Origin of the sequence: Baekduia sp. (assembly GCF_035318805.1) — a bacterium.
Taxonomy (GTDB): domain Bacteria; phylum Actinomycetota; class Thermoleophilia; order Solirubrobacterales; family Solirubrobacteraceae; genus Baekduia.
In genome coordinates, this window is record NZ_DATHDY010000026.1 from 1 (window position 1) to 23,301 (window position 23,301).

19 protein-coding genes and 1 riboswitch are annotated in these 23,301 nt (G+C 74.0%); of the genes, 11 read left to right on the forward strand and 8 right to left on the reverse strand.

Going from position 1 to position 23,301, the window contains the following annotated elements; translation table 11 throughout:
- Window positions 1-225 precede the first annotated feature (225 nt).
- Window positions 226-2,844: a phosphoenolpyruvate carboxylase gene (ppc, locus tag VK501_RS06420; RefSeq protein ID WP_324335801.1), complete on the reverse strand. Its 2,619-nt coding sequence runs from the start codon at window positions 2,842-2,844 to the stop codon at window positions 226-228.
- Window positions 2,845-2,906: 62 nt separating this feature from the next.
- On the opposite strand from ppc, the gene VK501_RS06425 reads away from it, so the two are divergent.
- The gene (locus VK501_RS06425) at window positions 2,907-3,812 is read left to right on the forward strand and encodes a LysR family transcriptional regulator (protein ID WP_324335803.1); all 906 of its coding nucleotides are present in this window, start codon (window positions 2,907-2,909) and stop codon (window positions 3,810-3,812) included.
- Here VK501_RS06425 and trxA read toward each other — a convergent pair.
- On the reverse strand, window positions 3,809-4,141 hold the full coding sequence (gene trxA / locus VK501_RS06430) for a thioredoxin (protein WP_324335805.1): 333 nt from the start codon (window positions 4,139-4,141) through the stop codon (window positions 3,809-3,811). The two genes, VK501_RS06425 and trxA, sit on opposite strands and share 4 nt — an antisense overlap.
- Before the next feature lie 268 nt (window positions 4,142-4,409).
- On the opposite strand from trxA, the gene VK501_RS06435 reads away from it, so the two are divergent.
- Window positions 4,410-6,566: a hypothetical protein gene (locus VK501_RS06435; RefSeq protein WP_324335807.1), complete on the forward strand. Its 2,157-nt coding sequence runs from the start codon at window positions 4,410-4,412 to the stop codon at window positions 6,564-6,566.
- A 132-nt stretch (window positions 6,567-6,698) separates the two neighbouring features.
- The gene (locus VK501_RS06440) at window positions 6,699-8,237 is read left to right on the forward strand and encodes a serine/threonine-protein kinase (protein ID WP_324335809.1); all 1,539 of its coding nucleotides are present in this window, start codon (window positions 6,699-6,701) and stop codon (window positions 8,235-8,237) included.
- A 164-nt stretch (window positions 8,238-8,401) separates the two neighbouring features.
- Here VK501_RS06440 and VK501_RS06445 read toward each other — a convergent pair whose 3' ends face one another.
- Together VK501_RS06445 and VK501_RS06450 are read right to left on the reverse strand one after the other, a co-directional pair.
- Window positions 8,402-8,950 (reverse strand): PASTA domain-containing protein, encoded by a 549-nt coding sequence (locus VK501_RS06445; protein ID WP_324335811.1) that lies wholly within the window; start codon window positions 8,948-8,950, stop codon window positions 8,402-8,404.
- Between the two features lie 58 nt (window positions 8,951-9,008).
- Entirely contained in the window at window positions 9,009-9,482 is a 474-nt protein-coding gene (locus VK501_RS06450; RefSeq protein WP_324335813.1) for an SRPBCC family protein, read from the reverse strand.
- Window positions 9,483-9,552: 70 nt separating this feature from the next.
- Between VK501_RS06450 and VK501_RS06455 the strand changes: the two genes are divergently transcribed.
- On the forward strand, window positions 9,553-10,152 hold the full coding sequence (locus VK501_RS06455) for a TetR/AcrR family transcriptional regulator (protein ID WP_324335814.1): 600 nt from the start codon (window positions 9,553-9,555) through the stop codon (window positions 10,150-10,152).
- Between the two features lie 128 nt (window positions 10,153-10,280).
- A complete protein-coding gene (locus VK501_RS06460) occupies window positions 10,281-11,531 on the forward strand; it encodes an SLC13 family permease (RefSeq protein ID WP_324335816.1) in 1,251 nt (416 codons plus the stop codon).
- Window positions 11,532-11,702: 171 nt separating this feature from the next.
- Here the strand turns inward: VK501_RS06460 and VK501_RS06465 are convergent, their stop codons facing one another.
- Together VK501_RS06465 and VK501_RS06470 are read right to left on the reverse strand one after the other, a co-directional pair.
- Window positions 11,703-11,978 (reverse strand): hypothetical protein, encoded by a 276-nt coding sequence (locus VK501_RS06465; RefSeq protein WP_324335818.1) that lies wholly within the window; start codon window positions 11,976-11,978, stop codon window positions 11,703-11,705.
- A 117-nt stretch (window positions 11,979-12,095) separates the two neighbouring features.
- Entirely contained in the window at window positions 12,096-12,779 is a 684-nt protein-coding gene (locus tag VK501_RS06470; RefSeq protein WP_324335820.1) for a transglycosylase family protein, read from the reverse strand.
- Window positions 12,780-12,789: 10 nt separating this feature from the next.
- Window positions 12,790-12,951: riboswitch (cyclic di-AMP (ydaO/yuaA leader) on the reverse strand.
- Between the two features lie 111 nt (window positions 12,952-13,062).
- Here VK501_RS06470 and ftsH point away from each other — a divergent pair.
- On the forward strand, window positions 13,063-15,072 hold the full coding sequence (ftsH, locus tag VK501_RS06475; RefSeq protein ID WP_349260982.1) for an ATP-dependent zinc metalloprotease FtsH: 2,010 nt from the start codon (window positions 13,063-13,065) through the stop codon (window positions 15,070-15,072).
- 87 nt (window positions 15,073-15,159) lie between these two features.
- On the opposite strand, the gene VK501_RS06480 is transcribed toward ftsH, so the two are convergent.
- Window positions 15,160-15,540, reverse strand: coding sequence for a hypothetical protein (locus VK501_RS06480; RefSeq protein ID WP_324335824.1), 381 nt, complete (start codon window positions 15,538-15,540; stop codon window positions 15,160-15,162).
- Between the two features lie 129 nt (window positions 15,541-15,669).
- On the opposite strand from VK501_RS06480, the gene VK501_RS06485 reads away from it, so the two are divergent.
- The 3 genes from VK501_RS06485 to VK501_RS06495 all read left to right on the forward strand — a co-directional run bounded on the left by VK501_RS06485 (window position 15,670) and on the right by VK501_RS06495 (window position 18,169).
- The gene (locus VK501_RS06485; protein WP_324335826.1) at window positions 15,670-17,010 is read left to right on the forward strand and encodes a hypothetical protein; all 1,341 of its coding nucleotides are present in this window, start codon (window positions 15,670-15,672) and stop codon (window positions 17,008-17,010) included.
- A 115-nt stretch (window positions 17,011-17,125) separates the two neighbouring features.
- Entirely contained in the window at window positions 17,126-17,350 is a 225-nt protein-coding gene (locus tag VK501_RS06490) for a hypothetical protein (protein ID WP_324335828.1), read from the forward strand.
- 255 nt (window positions 17,351-17,605) lie between these two features.
- On the forward strand, window positions 17,606-18,169 hold the full coding sequence (locus tag VK501_RS06495; RefSeq protein WP_324335830.1) for a CAP domain-containing protein: 564 nt from the start codon (window positions 17,606-17,608) through the stop codon (window positions 18,167-18,169).
- Here the strand turns inward: VK501_RS06495 and VK501_RS06500 are convergent.
- On the reverse strand, window positions 18,159-19,319 hold the full coding sequence (locus VK501_RS06500; protein ID WP_324335832.1) for a helix-turn-helix domain-containing protein: 1,161 nt from the start codon (window positions 19,317-19,319) through the stop codon (window positions 18,159-18,161). The two genes, VK501_RS06495 and VK501_RS06500, sit on opposite strands and share 11 nt — an antisense overlap.
- An 82-nt stretch (window positions 19,320-19,401) precedes the next feature.
- Between VK501_RS06500 and VK501_RS06505 the strand changes: the two genes are divergently transcribed.
- Both VK501_RS06505 and lon read left to right on the forward strand, forming a co-directional pair.
- Window positions 19,402-20,301 (forward strand): acyl-CoA desaturase, encoded by a 900-nt coding sequence (locus tag VK501_RS06505; RefSeq protein ID WP_324335834.1) that lies wholly within the window; start codon window positions 19,402-19,404, stop codon window positions 20,299-20,301.
- Window positions 20,302-21,076: 775 nt separating this feature from the next.
- On the forward strand, window positions 21,077-23,301 hold a 2,225-nt coding region (lon, locus tag VK501_RS06510; RefSeq protein WP_324335836.1), incomplete at its 3' end, for an endopeptidase La.

Genomic DNA, 23,301 nt, shown 5'->3' on the forward strand with positions numbered 1-23,301 from the left:
CTTAGAACCGCTTTCAGAAAGAGCACGGTCGGAGCGGGGCGCCTCGCGGCGCCGCAGTCCCCGGCCGCGGATCGCCGGGCCACCAGCACGACTCACCGCGGCCAGGGCCTGCGGCATCCACGAATGCGCGCCGCTCAGCCCACACGCTGATTCTGAAAGAGGTTCTTAGGCGCGCCCCGCGCTTCCGCACGGCGCGTCGCGCCCTGGGCGCGACCGCCGCGCCGCTCAGCCCGTGTTGCGCAGCCCGAAGGCGATCCCGGTCACGGTGCCCAGCAGCGCCTGGCGATCCACGCTCGGGTCGGCCCGCGTGCGGCGCAGCAGCTCGACCTGGAGGTGCGAGAGCGGGTCGACCCATGGGTCGCGATGGGCGAGGCGCTCCTGCAGCTCGGGCGCCCCGGCCAGCAGCCGCGTCGTCCCGGTGATCGCCAGCACGCGGTCCCTGACCCGCTCGTGCTCGGCGGCGATCTGCGGCCAGAAGTGCTCGCGCAGGTCGGCGTCGACCAGCTCCAGGTAGCGCTCGGCGACGCCGAGGTCGGTCTTGAACAACGCCATCTCCAGGGTGGAGATCATCGTCGCGAAGAACGGCCAGTCGGCGTGCATCGCGCGCTGGAGGTCGAGGTCGCCCTCGGCCAGCGCGGTGCCGGCCCCGTACCACGAGGGCAGCAGGATGCGGTTCTGCGTCCACGCGAACACCCACGGGATCGCCCGCAGCGACTCGATCGATCCGTCGCCGCCGCGCGACGGCGGGCGCGAGCCGATGTTGAGCTCGCTCAGCGCCTCGATCGGCGTGATCTGGAAGAAGAAGCGCGCGAAGTCGGGATCGTCGTAGACCAGGGCGCGGTAGGTCTCGCGCGAGCGGCGCGCCATGCGGTCGATCTCGGCGCGCCAGTCCTCCGGCGCGGGCGGCCGGGCGACGTTCGAGGCCAGCAGCACCGCGCTCAGCGTCTGCTCCAGCGAGCGCTCGGCCAGCTCCGGGTGCCCGTAGCGCGCGGAGATCGTCTCGCCCTGCTCGGTGATGCGGATGCGGCCGTGCAGCGAGCCGGTCGGCTGCGCGACGATCGCGCGGTAGGTCGGCCCGCCGCCGCGCGAGGTCGAGCCGCCGCGGCCGTGGAAGAGCTCGAGCTCGAGGCCGTTGTCGGCGGCCTGGCGGGCGAGCTCCTGCTGGGCGCCGCGCAACGCCCACTGGCTGGCGACGAAGGACCCGTCCTTGCCCGAGTCCGAGTACCCCAACATGATCACCTGGCGGTCGCCCTGCTCGCGCAGCAGCGCGCGGTAGGGCGCCGAGGCGTAGAGCGCGGCCATCGTCTCGGGGGCGCGCCCGAGGTCGTCGAGGGTCTCGAAGAGCGGGACGAAGCGCAGGTCGAGCGCGTCCTGGTTGCCGGGCGTGCGGCGCGCCGCACGCTCCGCCAGCCAGCGGGCGCCGAGGACGTGCGATGGCTTCTCGGTCATCGAGACGATCAGGCAGCGGACCACCTCCGGGCCGTAGGCCTCGGCCGCCAGCGCCGCGGCGTCCAGCGCGGCGACCAGCTCGCCGGCGGTGCCGGGCGGGCGGCGCTCCAGGCCGATGCGGCCCGCGGCGATGGCGTCGGCCAGGAGCGCCTGGCGCTCGGCCTCGGCGGCGTTGGCGTAGCCGGGCAGCAGCGCCTCGACCGCGGCGTCGATGACCGTCGCGTTCTGGCGCAGGTCGAGCCCCGCGAGGTGGAAGCCGAAGATGTCGACCTGGCGCAGCAGGCGCCGGATCGCGCCGGCGGCGACGTGCGCGGAGCCCAGCGAGCCGGCGACGAGCTCGAGGTCGGCCCGCAGCTGGGCCGGGTTGTCGTAGCCGGGCTCGCCGCCGCGGGCCGCGAGCGTGTTGCGCAGCCGGTGCTCGATGAACCCCAACTTGGTTCGCAGCGGCTCCCACGCCTGGTGCGGCCGGCCGAGGACGTCGGCGGTCGGCAGCTCCGCCGCGTCGCGGTCCAGCGACGCCTGGAGCTCCGGGCTGACCTCGAGCCGCCGCTCGGAGTGCGCGAAGCGGCCCGCCAGCCGGGCGACGCGGCGGCGCAGGAGCCCGAGCGCGGCGCGGCGGTGCAGCTCGATCGTCCGGGTGACGGTGTCGGCGCCGACCTCGGGATGGCCGTCCATGTCGCCGCCCGGCCACGAGGCGAACTCCAGCACGGGGGCCGCGGGCAGCGGCGCGAGGTCCCGCTCCAGCTCGTCGAGCACGGCGGGCACCGCGTCGTAGAGCACCGACTCGAAGACGTAGAGCGTGCGGCGCACCTCGTCCTCGACGTGGGGCCGCGCGCGGCGGACCTCGTCGGTCTGCCACCACACCGTCAGGACCTCGCGCAGCTCCGAGAGCAGCACCTGACGCCGGGACTGGCCGGTGCGCGGGTCCTCCACGCGGTCCAGCAGCTCGGAGATCTCCCACTGGTGGTCGAGCACCGAGCGGCGGGCGGCCTCGGTCGGGTGGGCGGTGAGGACGAGCTCGACGTGCAGGTCCTGGAGCGCGCGGGCGTTGTCGACGTCGTGGTCGGCCAGCAGCTGGGCGGTCTCGGCGAGCGACTCGCGCTGCCGCGCCCCCTCGACGTCGTACCCGCGCCGGCGGCGCAGCCGCTCGCGCTCCTCGGCGATGTTGGCGAGCTGGAGCTGCAGCGAGCAGGCGCGGATGATCGGCTCCAGCCCGTCCTCGGGCAGCTCGTGGAGGCGGTCGAAGAGCGCGCTCGCCGCCCCCTCGTCGCCCTGGCGGACCCGGGCCGCCGTGGCGTGGAGCCACTGGACGGCGTCGGCGAACTCGGTGCCGCACTGCTCGCTGAGCACGTCGTGGACGAGCCCTTCCAGGAGCTGGACGTCGGTGGCGGCCATGCGCCTCACGCTAGTGGGCCTCCGACGGCCCTTCCGCCGAACGCCGGTCAGAATGCACCGCAATGGACCTGCGACAGCTCGAGTACTTCGCCGCCGTTGCGCGCCACCGGCACTTCCGCCGCGCCGCCGAGGACCTCTACGTCACGCAGTCGGCGGTCTCGCAGCAGGTGCGACGGCTGGAGGCCGAGCTGGGGCTCGCGCTGCTGCGGAGAACGCCGCGCGGCGTCGAGGTGACCCCCGCGGGCGAGGAGCTCCTGGCGCGCGCCGAGGCGATCCTCGCCGACGTCGCCGGCGCCCGGGCGGCGATGGACGAGCACGCAGGCACGCTGCGCGGTGGCGTTCGGGCCGCGGCGACGACGGGCGACGCGTTGCGCCTGGCGCCCGCGCTGGCGCGGTTCGGCGCCGAGCATCCGGGCGTGCGGATCGCGCTGCGCCAGGGCGCGCCGGGCGAGGTCGTCGAGCTGGTGGCCAAGGGCTCGGTCGACGTGGCGGTCGCGGCGCTGCCGGGCGGCGCGGCGGGCGCCGGCGCGCTCGGCGACGAGCTCGACGCCGTGGCGCTGGGAGACGAGCCGCTGGTCCTGCTGGTCGCGCCCGACGACCCGCTGGCCGGCGCGACCGGCGTCCGGCTCTGGGACGTGCGGGACCGCTCGTTCGTGCTCGGCGAGCCGGGGACCGCGCTGCGCGAGTCGGTCCTCGCCGCATGCGCGGAGCAGGGCTTCGGCCCGGTCCCGCTCTTCGAGGTGGGCGAGCCGACGGCGGTGCGCTTCCTCGTCGGCGCCGGCCTGGGCGTGAGCCTCGTGCCCGCGTCGTGGCTGGCGGTGCCGGGGCCGGAGGTCGGGGTCGCGGCGCCCGCCGCCCCGCTGGCCCGCCACGCGCTGTCGCTGCTGAGCCGCCGCGCCGGGCTGGCGCCGGTCGCGCGCCTGCTCCACGAGCACCTGCGCGCGACCCTGGGCGCCGGCGGGGTCTAGAGGACCGCGGCCAACTCCTGCTCCAACCGCCGCCGTGGGCGCGAGCCGACGAGCTGGAGGATCGGCTCGCCGTGGCGGAAGACGAGGAACGTCGGCATCGAGAGCACGCCGTAGCGGGCCGCGGTCACCTGATGGGCCTCGACGTCGAGGCCGACGACGCGCAGGTCGTCGCGCTCGGCGGCGAGCTGGTCGAGGATCGGGTGCATGGCGCGGCATGGGCCGCACCAGGCGGCCCAGAAGTCGACGAGGACGGGAACGTCGGACTCGAGGACCTCCGCGGCGAACGTGTCGTCGCCGACCTGGAGGACGGAGGAGGAGGAGGTGGTCATGCGAACCATCGTGCAGGGCCGGCCGCGATTGGTCGACGCAAGTTCGCGATCGGCGTGAGTAGCGATCGTGCACGCCCGTGCAGCACGACGCGCGGCCAACCGGCTCAAGACCATGTTCTCGCTTGCGAGGACCTACCGGACGTCCGGCGTGCAGCGGATCTACATCGGGCCGGTTGGCTCTGGCCTCGACGGCTGTCGCCGGTCAGGCTGCGCGGCGATCCATGTCTCCCTTCGGTGGGGGCGTCGTGGCCTTTCGATCGGCCCCGTCATGGCGCACGCCACCGAACCGTCCTCAGCCGTCCCAGAAGCCGTCGCCGCCGGCACGGGCGATCGCCGCTTCGGCGCCTGGCTCGGCCGACCCTCCGCCGTGGCGACGCTCTACGCCGTGGCAGTCGGGCTCTACCTCGTGCTCGGACGGCAGGTGGAGGTCCCGTTCATCTTCCCGGACGAGGCCCGGTACTCCCAGCTCGCTCGGTCGCTGGTGCACGGGCACGGGTTCGTCTGGCGCGGGACGGGCCATAGCCAACACGTCGACCAGACCGCCGCGCTCTACGTGTACTTCATCGCCCCGGCCTGGTGGCTGTTTCACTCCGCCGTCCAGGCGCGCGAGGCATCGACGATCCTCGGCACGCTGGCGCTCTGCAGCCAGGTCGTCCCGGTGTGGTTGCTCGCCCGGACCCTCGTCGGCCCGCGTCGCGCCCTGGCGCCGGCAGCGCTGTCGGTCGCCGGAACCTGGATGCTGACCAGCGCCTTCACACTCACCGAGGCCCTCGCCCTCCCGCTCTCGACCGCCGCTCTCTGCTGCACGGTCGCCGCGCTGCGCAGACCCGGAAGCCGGCTATGGCGGGGCGCGCTGGGCTTCACGCTGCTCGCCATATGGGCGCGCCCGCAGCTGATCGTGCTCATACCGGTCATGCCACTGGCCATCGCGCTCGACGCCCTCAGATCGTCGGGGCACCGGCGACAGCGGCTGGCCGCCCACCGCCGGTTCTTGGTCGCCTCGGGGTCCGTGACGCTCATGCTGCTGCTCGCCGTGTTTGCCCTGCCGTCGGCGGCCGGGGACTACGGCCCTCTGTTCGGCCACTCGGTGCCACCGCGGGAGCTCGTGCTGAGCAAGACCGGCCTTCAGCTGACGGAGCTCGTCATCCTTTCGGGGTTCCTGCCGGCATTGTTGACTGGGACGTTCGCCCTTTCCCGACCGGCCTGGCGCCATGACGACATCGGTCCGCTGTTGACCATGTCCTGCCTCGTCACAGGCGCCTTGGCCCTGCAAAGCGGGGCGTATCTGGCCGCAGCCCCCTCGGTTGGGAATGGGATCGAGCGGTACGTCGACTACGTCCTCCCGCTCATGTTCACCCTGATGGTTGTCGCCGTTTCGCGGCAACGGATCTCACGTGCAGCTGCGCTGACCGTCGGCGGAATGCTCGCCGTCGTGCTCCTTCAGATGCCTGAGCATCAGCTCGTCGTGATCGAAGCGGCAACATGGTCCACGACCGAGGCAGTCAGAACCGTGACGCACCTCGGGCCTTCGGTGGCTCTCGCGAGCGCGGTCGCGGTCGCGGTGGTCGGCTTGTGGGCCGCAGCACGCACCCCCACGACCGCCGCGTCCTGGGCGTCGACCGTCGTGATCACGTTCGCTGTGCTGGTCGTCCAAGACGTCCTGTCCTGGCGTCACGTGATCACCACGTCAGCCCGCATCCGCTCATATCTTCCCGAGGACAAGGCCTGGCTGGACCGCGCCAATGGGCCTGTGGCCTTCCTCGCCGGTAGCCGCAGCGCGCGCGGGCTCTCGCTCCTTGACTACTACAGCCCGCATATCGCGCAGCAGTTCTGGCTGACTGGGATCCCGGCTCAGGGCCAGCAACTGCTGGGCAATGCCTGTGAGTATCACGTCCAGGCCGGTGGCACGATCTCGTTCGGGGTCGCCTGCGGCGCGACTCCTCATCGACTGCTCCTGCTCGACACGGTCGATCGGTGGCGCTTTTACGGGGAGCACACGGTGGCACAGGACACACTGGGCGGTCGGGTGGTCGAGACCGAGCCCACCAGCTCGCCTCGACTCGTGTCGCGGCTCGAGCTGCCGTGCGATCGTCCAGCGCCGCCCGATTTCGCCATCGTCGATGGCATCGTGAGGCGATCGACGTCCGCGGCACGCCGCTGCACCCCGGCGCTGCAGATGGCCTTCTGGCTCGATCAACCGGGGAGGGTCCGCCTCTTTTTCCACGGGACCGCGCGGAAACAGCATGCGACGATCGGAGCGCTCCGCTACGGGCTCCGTCCCAACCGGGTCACCCTCGTCGAAGGTGATGTGCCAGCCGGAGACTCGCAGCTCACGCTGCACCTCGACTGGGCGCGCAGCGATGGCCCCAATCTGGTCAAGGCGCAGCTTCGCACGGGAGGACGCACGATCTCGCTGATCTACTAGCGCTATCGCGACTGGGGACCCACCTCCGGCGGCGACGGCTGGCCGTCGTGGGCCTCGGCCTCGCTGGCCGCCTACGGCACCCCTCCAGGTCGTCGGGAGCCTGCGGCCGCACACGCGGCAGAATAGAGGGGCATGGCCGACCTCGAGACAGGCAGCGAGTTCGCCGGCTGCCGCATCGAGGGCGTCCTCGGACGCGGCGGGATGGGCGTCATCTACCGGGCGACCGAGCTGCGGCTCGGGCGTCCCGTCGCGCTCAAGCTGATCGCCACCGAGCAGGCGTCGGACCCCGACGTGCGCGAGCGGTTCGAGCGCGAGGCGCGGATGACGGCGTCCATCGAGCACCCCAACGTCGTGCCGGTGTACGCCGCGGGCGAGGAGGACGGCCACCTCTACCTCGTCATGCGCTACGTGCCGGGGACGGACCTGCACGCGCTGCTGCGCCGCGAGGGCCGCCTGGCGCCCGCGCGCGCCGCGTCGGTCGTCGCCCAGGTCGGCGACGCCCTGGACGCCGCGCACGCCGCCGGGCTCGTGCACCGCGACGTCAAGCCCGCCAACATCCTCATCGCCGGCGATCACGCGTACCTGAGCGACTTCGGGATCACGCGCGTCCAGTCCTCCGAGACGCGGATCACCGACAGCGGCAACTGGATCGGCACCGTCGACTTCATGGCGCCCGAGCACCTGTGCGGCGAGCCGACCGACGCGCGGGCTGACGTCTACGCGCTCGGCTGCGTGCTCTTCACCGCGCTGACCGGCACGCCGCCGTTCCGGCGCGACACCGTCCCGGTCACGATCACGGCGCACCTGCACGACCCGCCGCCGCGGCCGTCCGACACGCTCGGCGTCCCGGCGGCGTTCGACTCGGTGCTGGCCCGGGCGCTGGCCAAGGAGCCGGCCGGTCGCTTCCCGTCGGCGGGCGACCTGGGTCGCGCGGCGCGCGCGGCCGCGGCGGGCGAGCACGTCTCGACGGGCCGCGGCAGCGTCGCCACCGGCGCCGCCACGCCCGAGCAGGCCGAGCCGACCCGCATCGCCCCGGCGGCCGCCGCGACCGCGATCGTCGCGGCGGGCGCGACGGCCACCGCGCTGGCGCCCGCGGGGCCCGCGACCGAGCACGCGGGCGCGCACGGGCTGCGCGCCAACGGCGCGGCGCAGGCCCGGCCTACGACCGGTCCCACGCGCCCGGCGGCGGTCAAGGTCCAGCGAGGCCGGGGCCGCAAGCTCGCGCTCGGCGCCACCGTGGTCGTGCTCGCCCTGCCGGCGATCCTGGTCGTGCGCTGGGCCGGTGGTGGCGACGGCACGCCCACCGGTCCGCTGGGCGGCGGCGAGGTCCGGTCGGTCGCGGAATCCTTCGCCGACGCCTACACCAACGAGGACGACACGGCCCTGCGCCGCCTCCTCACGCCGGCCGTGCGCCGCTTCAGCCCGAGCGACGTCCAGAGCGGGCGCCCGCAGGTGGTGGGCGAGTACCACCGCCAGTTCGCCGCCGACAAGGTCAAGGAGTACGCCTTGAGCGACCTGACGGTCACCGGTGGACGCGTCGGCCGCGCGGAGGGTCGCTACACCGTGACCCGTGACGGCGCCGCGCCCATCACGGGCCGGATCGTCCTCGGCGTCGTGCGCCGCAACGGCAAGCCGGCGATCGACCTGATCGCCACCGAGCCGCGCGCGTAGGAGACTGTGTTGCTATCGCGACTGGGACCCACCTCCGGCGGCGACGGCTGGCCGTCGCCTACGGCACCCCTAGGAGCGCGGGTCGCTAACCGCCGCGGGTTTCGCCCCCTGGGCGAAGACCCGCAAGGGAACCTGGCCCTCTGGGCCAGTGTTCCCCTAGCTCATCAGCAACGCCGCGCGACCGTCACCTGCACGGTCGCGCCGGGGTCGACCTGGGCGCCGGCGGCCGGGTCGGTCGCGCAGACCTTCGGCTTGCCGCCCAGCAGCTCGTCGAAGAAGCCGCCACCGGACTGCTGGAACTCACCCTTCAGCCCGCGGTCGCCGAGCTGCCCGCGGGCCTCGTCGACCGTGTCCCCGACGAGGTCGGGCACCTGGACCTCGATCAGGCGGCGCACGCGAACCACGGTCAGCGCGGGCTTGGCGCGGCCCGCGCTGGCCAGCACGTCGACGAGGTTGACGCCCGGCTCGAGGTCGACGTCCGCGGTCCACGCTCCGCCCGACACGCTCGCGCGCGCGCCGCGGACCGTCACCGTGGCCGTCGCCGGGCGCACGGTCCCGCGCACCCGGACGCTGGCGTCGCGTACGGCGCCCAGGTCGCCCGGCTCGGTCACGGCGACGCGGACGGCCGCCGGCGTCGCGGCGGGGCGGTCGCCGCCGCCGCAGGCGCCGAGCAGGAGGGCGCAGGCGGCGCCGGAAAGGAGGAGGGGACGCATCGTGGCGGGCCGGCACGGTCGCACGCGGGCCCCCATCAGTATGCGACAGGCGCCGCGTTCAGGCCGCGGCGGTCGCGGCGTCCCGTCCCTCCAGCTGCTCCTTGAGCCGCGCGAGCGCCCTGGCGTTCTGCTTGGTCAGCCACGGCCGCACCAGCGGCGCGGCCAAGCGCTCGACGGCCGGCGCGTCGACGGTCACGAGCTCGAACGTGACGAGCGTGGAGCGCCGGTCGGGACCCGCGTCGGCGAGGCGGTAGGTCCCGCGCAGGCGGCGGCGACCGCGGGCGCCGACGGTGTCCTCGGCGACGCTGACGCCGGGCTCGACGGCGGCCACCGTCGACTCCATCCACTCGCTGCGCCCCGGCGAGAGCGCCCGGAAGCGCACGTGCGCGCCGACACCCGAAGGCGGGCCGCTCAGCTGTGCGTCGACCATGAAGTGGTCGAGGAACGGAAGGTGGTTGGCGAGGACGTCGAGGTGCTCGAACACCTCCTGGCGCGGGCGGTCGACGGTGGTGCTGACGGAGATGGGCTTCATGGTGTGGGCGTGTGGGGAGCAGGGTTGCGACGCCGTGTCGCAACAGCGACGGTGCCATACTTGCGACACCGTGTCAACACCGGCGACCATGGGCGGCCGCGCCGCGCGCATCCCCAAGGCGCAGGCGCGCGACCGCATCCGCGACGCCGCCGCGCGCCTGCTGGTCGCCGGCAGCTACCGCGACCTCAGCGTGGACGCGGTCATGGCCGAGGCCGGCCTGGCGCGCACGCTCTTCTACCGCCACTTCGACAGCCTCGGCGCGCTGGTGCTCAGCCTGCTGGAGGACCTGCGGTCCGGGCTGGTGGACTCCGGCGACCCGGCCGAGCCGGAGTACCTGCGCCGCGTGCTGGAGCACACCGTGGAGGTCTTCCGCCGCCACGGTCCCATCCTGCGCGCGATCGACGACGCCGCGCGCCACGACGCCGAGGTCGAGCGCGCCTACCGCGGCTTCCAGGACTGGTCGATCGACCTGACGGCGGCGATCTTCGAAGAGGCGATCGCCGCCGGGCGCGTCCGCCCGGTGCCGGACGTGCGCGCCACCACGCGGGCGCTCAACCTCATGAACGGCGTGTTCCTGATGGACATGCTCGGCCGCGACCCCGACGCGGACCCGGCGGCCTGCGTGGACGTGCTCTGGACGATCTGGGCGCGAACGCTCGGGCTCGACTGAGATCGTTCCGTCACCCGTCCCGAGCGCGAACGCTCGGGCTCGATTGAGATCGTTCCGTCACCCATCCCGAGCGCGAACGCTCGGGCTCGACTGACTAGGCCCCACGCCGCCGGGGCACCCTGCGCGCCGTGGACGGGAGGCTCGCGCTCCGGCTGGCCGCCGCGCCCGTGCTGGCGGGGGCCGTCGTCGCGTTCGTGCTCGACGCCCGGGCCCGCGACGCGGCCGGCCAGGCCCAGGGCCCCTTCCTGCTGGTCACGGGCCTGCTGCTGCTCGGGCTGGTCGCCGACGTCGACGGCCTCTTCCGCTGGGCCAGCGCGCGGCTGCTCGGCGTGACGACCGCCCCGCGGCGACTGCTGCTCGTGGCGCTGCTGCTGGTCGCGATCGTCACGGCCCTGCTGAACCTCGACACGGCCGTCGTGTTCCTCACGCCGATCCTGATCGGCGCCGCCCGCGGCGCGCGCCTCGACGAGGAGCCGTTCCTGTACGGGTCGATTCTTATGGCCAACGCGTCGTCGCTGCTGCTGCCCGGAGCCAACCTCACCAACCTGCTCGTGCTCGCCGACGAGCCGGTGGGCGGGGCGACGTTCGCGGGGCGGATCCTGCCGGCGGCGCTCGCGGCGGCGGCGGTGACGGCGGCGGGGTTGGTGGTGGTGCAGGGGTGGCGGGCAGCGCGGTCTGGGGTTGCGTGTGGAGTTGAGGGCGTCGCGGCGTGGCCGGGGTCTGACCCAACCACCCCGGTCGACGGACCACCGCCGGCGCGACGCGCTCGGGGTCTGACCCCACACGCAACCCCAGACCCAGGCCATCGTGCTTCCCCCGGCGTTCGCGGCCCGCGTCGGCTCGGCGCCATCGCCTGCGGGATCGCGGCCGTGCTCGTCCTCGTGCTGCCGCATCCGGGCGTCCCGGTCCTGGTGGTCGGCCTCGTCGCCGTCGCGATCCGCATCCGGGAGGGCCGGCTCGGCACGGCGGGCGCCGTCGCGGCCGTGGGGCCGCTCGTGCTCGCGACGCTGTTCGCGCTCAGCGTCCTGCTCGGCCTGCTCGGGCGGGCGTGGTCGGCACCGACCGACCTGCTGGCCGGTGCCTCGGCGTGGGAGACCACCGTCGTCGGCGCGGTCTCGGCGGTCGGGCTCAACAACCTGCCGGCGGCGGTGCTGCTGTCGGCCGCTCCGCCACCGCATCCGCGCGCGCTGCTGCTCGGCCTCAACCTCGGGCCGAACCTCGCCGTCACCGGCTCGCTGTCGGCGTACCTGTGGTTCAGGGCCGCCCAGGCGTCCGGCATCCGGCCGTCGATCCGGCGGTTCTCCGCCATCGGCGTGCCGCTGGGCATCGCCGCGATGGCCGCGGGCCTGCTGACGATCCGGCTGATCGGCCCGTCGTGAGCGGCTCCAGCCGGCGTTAAACGCCGAAGCCCCCTGCTGGCACAGGGGGCTCCGGTGAGGAAGGTCACGAGGGCGAGGAGGAGGAACGCCGACGCTTCTCCGGTGATCGGCCAGTACCCGCGGAACTTGAGCGCGAAACCGGACGTGGGCGCGCCACGTCGCGGCGGCCGCTCAGGCGGGGTCGGGCGCGGCGACCAGCCGGACGGTCCGCCGGCCGCCGGCGAGCGCCTTCTGCCAGGGCCCGTCGCCGTCGAGGTCGGCGCCCATGTCGAGCAGGAGCGCGGCGAGCGTGAGCGCGTCGCCGCGCGGCTGTGCCGGCGACACATAGTTGCGATCGTGCCGACCCGTGAGGCCCGCGCTGAAGCGGTCCTCGACCTCCACGGAGAAGTACGGGCCGAGCGTGAGCGAGAGCTGGTCGGGCGGGGTCACCGCGCGGAAGCGTCGCACGACGGCGACGCTTCCGCTGCAACGGTGGTTGTCGGCCAAGAGACTCTGTCGCTGTCGCGACCGGGGACCCACCTCCGGCGGCGACGGCTGGCCGTCGTGGGCCTCGGCCTCGCTGGCCTAGGCGCCGCCGCCGCAGACCGGCCAGGGCGACGTGCCCTGCGCGGCCAGCAGCGCGGCGGCGAGGCGATCCTGCTCGGCTTCGGGCGCCGCGGCCGGATCGCCGCTGCCGCCCATCTGCTTCCAGGTCGAGCGGGTGAACTGGTACTTGCCGCGGTAGTGCCCGTCGGCGGAGACCGCGGTCGGGTCGCCGCCGGACTCGCACTGGGCGATCTTGGCCAGGGTGGAGCTCGCGTCGCCGGAGGCGCCGGAGCCCGACGTCGCCGTCGAGGCGGCGGTTGCGCCGGCCGACGGCGCCGACGGCAGCCCGAGCGCCGCGGCGGTCTGCGGGCCGACGATGCCGTCGACCGTCAGGCCGTGCGCGCGCTGGAACTTCCGCACGGCACGCGCCGTGGCGGTGCCGAAGCGGCCGGTCTGCGACACGCCGAGGGCGGCCTGCAGGGCGGTTACGGAGGAGCCGGACGAGCCGGCGGCGAGCGTGGTGGGCGCGGGCGCCTGCGCGCTGGTCTGCGCCAGCGCGAGCGGCCCGCCGAGGGCCAGCACGGCACCGATGACGGCGACCGAGGTGCTGCTCGAGCGTCGGCGGCGGCGGCGCACGACGGCCAGCCGCTGCGCCATGGCGCGCCGGCGCAGGCGCGAGCGCTCCAGGGACGCCTGGCAGGCGCGTTCGAGGTCGTGGATCACGAAGGGTGCTTCCTTTGCTCTTCACGCCTACGGGGTTAGCTGACGGGCTCGCGCTCAAGAGCTGCGCTACGCCGTGCGATGACGGCGATTCGCCCCGGGGCCCGATCGCTCGGACCCAATGGTTCCCCCGCTCCCTGCGGCCGGTGCCGCCGGGATTCGGCTGGTTGCGTTTCAGCGCCAAAGACAAGCACATCTGGACGACGTCCGCAGTGCCGGGTGACCGTTCGGGAGCGAGCGAATCCGGAGCCGACCCCTGCGCTTCGTAGACTCCGGCTGGAGCACGATGCCTCCAGAGCCCGAATCACCCCGCCGCAGGGACGACCGCCAGCCGACGCCGTGGCGCGTCGAGGGCGCGCCCGAGCCCAAGAAGCGGGGGCCGATGGGCATGCCAAGCCCTCCCGGAGGCCGGCGCTTCCTCTACTTCGTCGTCGCCCTGCTGGCGCTGAACTTCCTGTTCGCCTCGCTGGTCCCGAGCAAGCCGGACCGCATCGAGGTGCCCTACACGCAGTTCCTCGCGCAGGTCGACCGCAACAACGTCAAGGACGTCTTCGCCAAGGGCGACAGCCTGCAGGGCACGTTCAAGACGAAGGTCGACCCGCAGGAGTCAGACCACAAGCCGGACACCAAGTTCACGACCTTCCGGCCGGCGTTCGCGCCGTCCGACGACACCCTGCTCACCCAGCTGCAGCAGAAGGGCGTCGTCGTCACCGCCAAGGCGCTGGACCAGGGCCGCTCGCTCTGGGCCGACGTGCTGCTCTTCTTCGGGCCGACGCTGCTGCTGGTCGGCATCTTCGTCTTCGCCGCCCGCCGTGCCGCCGCCAGCGGTGGCATGGGCGGCCTCGGCGGCCTCGGCCGGTCGCGCGCCAAGCGCTACGACGTCGGCGAGGTGTCGCGCACGACGTTCGCCGACGTCGCCGGCATCGACGACGCCGAGGACGAGCTGGAGGAGATCGTCGACTTCCTCAAGAACCCCGACAAGTACCGGGCGCTCGGCGCGATGATCCCCAAGGGCGTGCTGCTCTCCGGCCAGCCGGGCACCGGCAAGACGCTGCTGGCCCGCGCGGTGGCGGGCGAGGCCGACGTGCCGTTCTTCTCGATGTCGGCGTCGGAGTTCATCGAGATGGTCGTCGGCGTCGGCGCCAGCCGCGTGCGCGACCTGTTCACGCAGGCCAAGGCCGCGGCGCCGTCCATCATCTTCATCGACGAGCTCGACGCCATCGGCCGCCAGCGCGGCGGCGGCGCGGGGCTCGGCGGCCATGACGAGCGCGAGCAGACGCTGAACCAGATCCTCACGGAGATGGACGGCTTCACCGGCTCGGAGGGCGTCATCGTCCTGGCGGCGACCAACCGCCCCGACGTCCTCGACGCCGCGCTGCTGCGCCCCGGCCGCTTCGACCGGCGCATCGCGGTCAGCCCGCCCGACGTGCAGGGCCGCGAGAAGATCCTCGAGGTCCACACGCGGTCGGTGCCGCTGGCCGAGGACGTCGACCTCAAGTCCATCGCCGCGACGACCCCGGGCATGGTCGGCGCCGACCTGCGCAACCTCGTCAACGAGGCCGCGCTGCTGGCCGCCAAGCGCGGCCACCCGGCAGTCGAGTCGTCGGACTTCTACAACTCGTTCGAGAAGATCGTCCTCGGCACCGAGCGGCGCATCACGCTCAGCCGCGAGGAGCGCGAGCGCACCGCCTACCACGAGGGCGGCCACGCGCTGCTGGGCATGCTCGAGCCGGGCGCCGACCCCGTGCGCAAGGTCTCGATCGTGCCGCGCGGGCGCGCCCTGGGCGTGACGTTCCAGTCGCCCGAGAGCGACCGCTACGGCTACGACACCGCCTACCTGCTGGGCCGCATCACCGGCGCGCTGGGCGGCCGCGCGGCCGAGGAGATCGTGTACGGCACGGTCACCACCGGCGCCGAGTCCGACCTGGAGCAGGTCACGCGCATCGCCCGGTCGATGGTCGGACGCTGGGGCATGTCGGACGAGATCGGCCTCGTGTCGGTCATCTCCGACGAGCCGCAGTACCCGGCCGCCGACCCGGCCTCCGAGGCCACCCGCGAGCTCATCGACCGCGAGGTCCGGCGCATCGTCGAGGAGTGCTACGTCCGCGCGGTCGACACGCTGCGCGAGCACCGCGAGCGGCTCGACAGCCTCGCGCACGAGCTGCTGGAGCGCGAGACGCTCGACGAGGGCGAGGCCTACCGCGCCGCCGGCTTCGAGCGCGGCCGCGCCCCCGGCGACCGCCCGCCGCAGGGGCTCCTCAAGGAGCCCTCCTCGGCCGCGCCCGAGCTGCCATAGCTAGGAGCGTGGGTCCCTGACCCGCCGCGGGTTTCGCCCCCTGGGCGAGGACCCGCAAGGGAACCTGGTCCTCTGGGCCAGTGTTCGCTAGGCCAGCACGAACGCGCGCACCGTCAGGTACGCGCCGCCGAGCAGGCCGGCGATCGCGCCGCCGAGCAGGATGAGCACGCCCAGCGGCCCGAGGTGCAGCGGCAGCGCCTGCCCGTCGACCGCCGACCAGACGACCACCGCCACCACCGCCGGCAACGGGCCGACGGCCGCGATCCAGAGGTCGCGCCGCGTCCACGCGTGCGACTGGTGGACCATCGCCAGCCCGGTGAGCCAGCCGACGACCGGCAGGCCGACGCCGGCGACGACGAGCACCAGCAGCGAGATCAGCTCCCACCAGCCGGCGGAGCCGTCCTCCTCGGCGTAGCGCGGCTCGTCCTCGTAGTCCTCGTAGGGCAGTCCGTGCGCGTGGGTGGCCACGTCCCGGTGTTCGCGTCGCCGGCCCGCGCCCCTGCTCTGCGCAACTTCCTCGCCGCGAGGGCCGTTCTCCTCACACGGCCCCGGCGCACCAGTCCTCCCGATGAAGCGGCGCCGGGGCCGCTCCTCCTCATGCTCCGAGACGCCCTCACCCGGGTGGCGCTGGCCGCTGCCCTCCTGCTCGCCTGCGCCGCCGGCCCGTCGCCCGCCGCCCAGGCCGCCACCCGCGCGCCGATGTACTTCGACGCCGGGACCGCCGCCGTGGCCGACGGCACGCGCGAGGCCACGCTGCGCCGCCTCGACGCGATCGGCGTCCGCGCCCTGCGGGTCACGCTCGTGTGGGCCGCCGTGGCGCCGGACGCGGGCAACACGCGGCGCCCGGCCTTCGACGCGACCGACCCCACCAACTACGACTGGGGCGCCTACGGGCGACTGGTCGACGCGGCGCAGGCGCGCGGCTGGCGCGTACTGGTGACCTTCAGCGCTCCGGCGCCGCGGTGGGCGAGCGCGAACGCCGATCGCGTCACGCGCCCTAACACTGTGGAGTTCGGTGCATTCGCGACCGCCGCTGGACGGCGCTTCGGCGCGGCGGTCGACGCGTGGGGCCTGTGGAACGAGCCCAACCACCCGCGCTTCCTCAGGCCGCAGTACGTCAACGGCAAGCCAGCGGCACCAGCGCTCTATCGCGCGCTGCACCTCGCCGGCGTGCGCGGCCTGGAGGCCGCGGGGCAGGCCGCTGACACCATGCTCGCCGGCGAGACCGCGCCGGGCGGCGACCGCAAGCGCTCCGTCCCGCCGCTGCAGTTCCTGCGGGGCGTGCTCTGCAACCGCTGCGCGAAGCTGCGCATCGACGGCTGGGCACACCATCCCTACGCCAACCGCCGCGGCCCGTTCTACGTGCCGGCCGACCGCGACAACGTGACGATCGGCGTGATGAAGCGCCTGGAGACGGCGCTGGACCGCGCCGGGCGGCGAACGCTGCCGGTGTGGGTCACCGAGTACGGCGTGCAGAGCTCGCCCGACACGCTGCTCGGCGTGCCGCTGGCTCAGCAGGCGGAGTTCCGCTCGATCTCCGAGCGCCTGCTGCGCACCGACCCGCGCGTCGCGGCGACCGCGCAGTACCTGCTGACCGACGACACGGCGCTGTCGGGCTTCCAGTCGGGCCTGATGACCGCCGGCGGCAAGGCGAAGCCGAGCCTCGACGAGTTCCGCCTGCCGCTGACCGTGCGCCGCCAGGGCGCGACCGCACTGCTCTGGGGGCTCGTGCGCCCGGCCGGCGGTGCGACCCGCGTCGAGGTCCTCGTCCGCGATCGCGGCGCCGCGCGCTCAGCGGTCAGCACCACGCGCCCGACCGACGGCGCCGGCACCTGGACGGCGCGGCTGCGCTGGCGTGCGGGCCGCACGTGGCGCGTGCGCTGGACCGCGGCCGACGGCGCGACGTACGTGGGACCCCCCGTACGGGCGTACGGCTAGCCCGACGCCGAAACACGAGCCCTCCCCAGCCCAGGCAGGGATCTGATGCGGTTGGATGAACGTAGCTCCCGAGGTGAGACGTTCGTCTCCCGGGGTAGACCCCACACCGATCCTCATGCCCACTGACATCACGACCATGTACGCCAGCGAAGTCCGTCAGCACCTCATGCTGCTGGGCGAGGAGCGCGTCCTCGCCCACGAGGCCGGGCTGGACCACGATCGCTCCTACATGGCCGACCTCGACGACGAGATCGCGACCTACCGCTCCGCCTACATGGGCGCCGTCGTCACCGAGATCGCGATGCTCCGCGCGCGGATCGACGGACCGAATCAGGGCTAGGGGTGCCGTAGGCGGCCAGCGAGGCCGAGGCCCACGATGGCCAGCCGTCGCCGCCGGAGGTGGGTCCCCAGTCGCGATAGCGACACAGTCTCCTAGGGGAACGCTGGCCCAGGGGGCCAGGTTCCCTTGCGGCTACTCGCCCAGGGGCTCGTACCCGCGGTCCGGTAGGGACCCGGGTCACTAGTGATCCGCGATCGCGGCGACCCACCCGAACGGTGAGGGTCGCACACGACCATTCCTGCGAGAGTTGGCCGCGTGCACCGCAGGACCTTGACCTTCATGCTGGCCGCCGCGCTGCTGGCGCCTCCGGCGGCGAGCGCCGCGGTGCCGGCGCAGTCCGCGCCACCGGCGATCGCGTGCGCCGACGCCGGCCGGCGCCCCACCGCGTCGACGGAGGCCGCGGCCCGCGCCGCCGTCCTGTGCCTCATCAACGTCGCGCGGGCCGAGCGCGACCTGCCGGCGCTGCGCGCCGAGATCCACGCCCGCCGGGCCGCGCAGCGCTACGCCGACGCGCTCGACCCACGGCGCCCGCTGAGCCATGCCGGCCGGAGCGGCAGCACGGTGCAGGACCGGCTGGCCGCCGCCGGCTACGCCCGCGGCTCGCGCAGCGCGTTCGACGCCGGCGAGGCGCTCGGCCGCTCGATCGGGCGCTCGTCGCGGCCGGCCGCACGCGTCACGGCGTGGCTGGCCGACGGCCCCACTCGGCGGATCCTGCTCTCGCGCCGCTACCGCGACGCGGGCGTCGGCGTGACGGTCGCGCGCGGCAAGGTGACCTTCGTGGTCGACGTCGCCGCTCCGCGCGGCACGGTCAGCCCGTAGGCGCGATCGACACCCTGAGCGCGAGGGCGAGCTCGAAGCGCGCGTCGGCGTCGTCGAGCCGGTCGCCGAACAGCTCGCGCAGCTGGGCCATCCGGTAGCGCACCGTCTGGGGGTGCACACGCAGGCGCTCCGCGACGCGCGAGACCTGCCCGGGCTCGTCGAGCCAGGCGGCCAGCGTCTCGGTCAGCCGGGCTCGGGTGCCGTCGCGCACGTCGTCCAGCGGCGCCAGCGCGCGGGCGGCGAGGTCGGCGGCCAGCGCGCCGTCGCCGTGCAGCAGCAGCGTCGGCAGGTGCTCGTCGCAGACGAGCGGGCACGAGGGCGGCAGCACGCCGCCCTCCTGCAAGCCGAACGCCGCGCGGGCCCGAGCGAGCGACCCGGCGGCGCGCTCGAGCGGCACGGTCGGCCCCAGCGCGGCGGGCACGCCCTCGAGCGCCGTGGTGAGCTCGGCGTGGCGCCCGGGCGCGTCCGGATCGGGGACGAAGGCGAGCGCCAGGCCCTGCTCGGCGACGACGATCGCCTCGCCGCCCAGGCGCGACGCGAGCCGGTCGCCGTCCTCGGCGCGCACGACGAAGCCGGCGACCGTCGCGGGGCGCGGCCACACGGCCAGCTGCGCGAGGTCGCGCACCTCCTCGGCGCCGGCGTCCTCGCGGGCGAGCACGCGCACCAGCGCGCGGCGGCGGCGCTGGCGCTCGGCCAGCGCGGCGGACTGCTCGGTCGCGTAGCCCTCGACCGACTCGGCCGAGATGCGGTCGATGTAGGAGAAGATCGCGCTGGCCAGGAGGTACAGCGTCGCCGGCTCGTGGCCCGCGGTCTGGCCGGCCTCGACGCAGCGCTCCCACGCGATGCGCGCGCCGAGGCGGTACGCGCTCAGGAGCGCGTCGAGCGACCGGCCGGCGCGCATCTCGCCGCGGCCGAGCGCGACGTAGATCTCGCGCGTCTCGCCGTCGTCGGCGGCCGGGTCGACCAGCGTCTCGACGAACCGCCCCAGCGCCCGCTCGACGCCCGCGCGCAGGCCGCGGCCGAACGGCCCCTCCAGCGGGCGCGCGTACTCGGGCACCTCCCGCCCGATGGCCGTGATGATCTCCTCGGCCAGGCCCGGGAGGACGGGACGCAGGGCGTCGGCGAGATCGGACGGCAGACGCGGGGGCACTTGTCACGAGGCTACAGATTCGCGCTCGGTTGTTGTCATCCGCCGCCTACCCGAGGCGTTCGTTGAGCAATAGCCTCTAGTCATGACGCGGGCTCAGCGCTACACCAACCTCGCGGCGGTCGTCCTCCCGCTGCTGGCCTTCCTCGCCGCCGTCGTCCTGCTGTGGAACCGGATCGTCGGCTGGCACGACCTCGCGCTGCTGGGCGTGATGTACGTGCTGACCGGGCTCGGCATCACGGTCGGCTTCCATCGGATGCTCACGCACCGGTCGTTCCAGACCTCGACGGCGGTGGAGCGGACGTTCGCCATCCTCGGGTCGCTGGCCGTGCAGGGCTCGGTCATCCAGTGGGTCTCCGACCACCGCAAGCACCACGCGCACACCGACGAGGAGGGCGATCCGCACTCGCCGCACGCCGGGTTCGCCGGCGGCGGGATCGGCGGGACGCTGCGCGGCCTCTTCCACGCCCACGTCGGCTGGATCCTGACCGAGCAGGGCGGCGAGAACCGCGCCCGGTACGCCAAGGACCTGGTCGAGGACCGCGGCATGAAGCGCATCAGCGACAACTTCCACTGGCTCGTGCTCGTGTCGCTGGCGCTCCCGGCCGCGGCCGGCTTCGCGCTGACCGGCGGCGAGCTGAAGGGCGCGCTGACCGGCCTGCTGTGGGGCGGCTTCGTCCGGATCTTCCTGCTGCATCACGTGACCTGGTCGATCAACTCGATCTGCCACTTCCTCGGCACCCGGCGCTTCGACGTCGACGACCACTCGACCAACGTCTTCTGGCTGGCGCTGCCCTCGTTCGGCGAGGCCTGGCACCACAACCACCACACCTTCCCCCGCTCGGCCCAACACGGGCTGAAGGCCTGGGAGCGGGCGATGGACCCGAGCGCGCTGGTGATCGCGGGCCTCGAGAAGCTCGGGCTGGCCTGGAACGTCGTGCGCATCACGCCGGAGCGGCAGCGGGAGAAGACGCTGGTGTCGTAGCGGGGCCGGCGGCGCGGTTTGCCGTGGCGCGGGCGGGGTTGGCTGGGCGGCACTCCGCGACGCTCGCCACCGGTCGTGCGCCCGCGTGGTCGGTCTCCGCGAGCGCTGCGGGCCGGGGTGGGCCTGTTGGGCGCGGGGTGGCCGCGGCATCCGGGCCCACCGCGGGCTCGGGCTGTTCGGACTGCCGGGTGGGCCTGTTGGGCGCGGGGTGGCCGCGGCATCCGGGCCCACGTCGGCCCCGACGCCGATCGGGAGTCGCGACGCGACGCCGGCGCCGCGCGCGGGGATCGTTCGGGCCTGAATTGCCGGCGCCGCGCAATGCATGCTGGATAGACCCCGTGTATCGGGGTCTATCCGACGCGGATCCCCGCCGCCCGCTCCGCGGACGACCGGCGAGGCCAGGGGCGGCGCCGGCTCACGACGCCCGCGCCACGACGGCGCTTTCCACGACGCCCACGGGCGACCCGGCGCCCTCCTCCGCCACCGCGGAGCGACGCGTCGGCCGAGACGTGTGGACGTGGCGGGGGTGCGTGATGTCGGCACTCGCGCGCAGCGGCTAAGCGCGGGATCGATGCCACGGCAGCCCGCGCCGCCCGCGCCGCGATACGAGCATTCAACGCCCGCGCCCCCACGAGGCGAGCGCGCAGCGGAGTCGCGATGACGACGTCACGCGGGCCCGCCGACCACCAACGCCGCGAAGATCTGCGCCCCACGCGCTAAGATCACTTGCTACTGTTGCATCCGCAACGGTTGGCGGACTCAAGGATCTTCACGCATGACCTCTCTCCTCCTCATCCCCCTCGACGACACCGTCGTCTTCCCCACGATGGACGTGACGCTGCCGGTCGACACCGGCACCGACGAGCGCGTCCTGCTCGTCCCCCGGCACGAGGGCGAGTACGCCTCGGTCGGCACCATCGCCAAGGTCGTCCAACACGTCCGCCTTCCCGGCGGCGGCCACGGCGCGATGCTCGAGGGCATCTCGCGCGGCATCGCCGGCGCGGCCCACACCGATCACGCCGGGCGCCTGCGCGTCGAGGTCGAGGAGCGCGTCGACGACGTGCCCGTCGACGGACGCACGCGCGACATCGAGCGCGAGTACCGCGCCACGATCGAGGAGATCCTCGAGCTGCGCGGCGACGACGGCCGCATCTCCTCCTGGGTGCGCGCCATCACCGAGCCCGGCGCCCTGGCCGACACGTCCGGCTACTCCCCCGACCTGACCTTCGAGCAGAAGGTCGAGCTGCTGGAGTCCGTCGACGTCACCGCGCGCCTGGAGCTGGCCCTGACCCGCCAGCGCGAGCGCCTGGCCGAGCTGCAGGTGCGCGCCAAGATCCGCGACGACGTCGAGTCGGGCGCGGCCAAGCAGCAGCGCGAGTACGTCCTGCGCAAGCAGATGGAGTCGATCCGCCGCGAGCTCGGCGAGGACGACGCCACCGTCGGCGAGGACTACCGCACCAAGATCGCCGAGGCGGGCATGCCCGACGAGGTGCGCGAGCAGGCCGAGCGCGAGCTCAACCGCCTGGAGCGCTCCGGCGAGCAGTCCGGCGAGGCCCAGACCATCCGGACCTACCTCGACTGGCTCATCTCCGTGCCGTGGTCGCAGCGGTCCGAGGACCAGCTCGACCCCGTCCACACCCGTGAGGTGCTCGACGCCGACCACGCCGGCCTGTCCGACGTCAAGGACCGCATCGTCGAGTACGTCGCCGTCAAGAAGCTGCGGGAGGATCGCGGGATGGGTGACGTCGCCGGGAGAGACGAGCCTGCGAGTCGCGGACGGCGAAACGCCAATTCCGGCGCCATCCTCACGCTGATCGGCCCTCCCGGCACCGGCAAGACGTCGATCGGCGAGTCGATCGCGCGCGCCATGGGCCGTGAGTTCGTCCGCATGTCGCTCGGCGGCGTCCGCGACGAGGCCGAGATCCGCGGCCACCGCCGCACGTACATCGGCGCACTGCCGGGCCGCATGGTGCGCGCGCTGCGCGACGCGAAGACGATGAACCCGGTGATCCTGCTCGACGAGGTCGACAAGGTCGGCGCCGACTGGCGCGGCGACCCGAGCGCGGCCCTGCTCGAAGTCCTGGACCCGGCGCAGAACTCGACGTTCCGCGATCACTACCTCGACGTGGAGCTCGACCTGTCCGAGGTCGTCTTCATCGCCACGGCCAACCAGGCCGAGACGATCCCCGGCCCGCTGCTGGACCGCATGGAGGTCATCCGCTTCGACGGCTACACCGTCGAGGAGAAGGTCTCCATCGCCCGCGACTACCTGTTCCCGCGCCAGCGCGAGCGCAACGGGCTGCGCGAGGACGAGGTCAGCGCCGACGACGGGATCCTGCGCACGGTCGTGGGCGAGTACACCCGCGAGGCGGGCGTCCGCCAGCTCGAGCGCGAGCTCGGGACGCTGCTGCGCAAGACCGCGACGCGGATCGCGAGCGAGACCGTCACCCCGCCCGTGGCGATCGACCTCGACGCCGTCCGCGACGCCCTCGGGCGCCAGAAGGTGTTCCACGACGTGGCCCAGCGCACCGCCGTCCCCGGCGTGGCGACCGGCCTGAGCGTCACGGGCACCGGCGGCGACGTGCTGTTCATCGAGGCCAGCGCCACGAAGTCCAGCAAGCCCGGGCTGCAGCTCACCGGCCAGCTGGGTGACGTCATGAAGGAGTCGACGCGCATCGCGCTGACCTTCGTGCGCGCCCACGCCGAGGAGCTCGGCATCGACCCGGACCTGTTCGAGGAGCGCGAGTTCCACGTGCACGTCCCGGCGGGCGCGATCCCGAAGGACGGCCCGAGCGCCGGCATCACGATGACGACCGCGCTCGCGTCGCTGCTCACCGGCCGCGCCGTCAAGCACACGGTCGGCATGACCGGCGAGGTGACCCTCCAGGGTCGCGTGCTGCCGATCGGCGGGCTCAAGCAGAAGGTGCTGGCCGCGCACGCGGCGGGGCTCACCGACGTGATCCTGCCCGAGCGCAACCGCGGCGACCTCGACGACGTCCC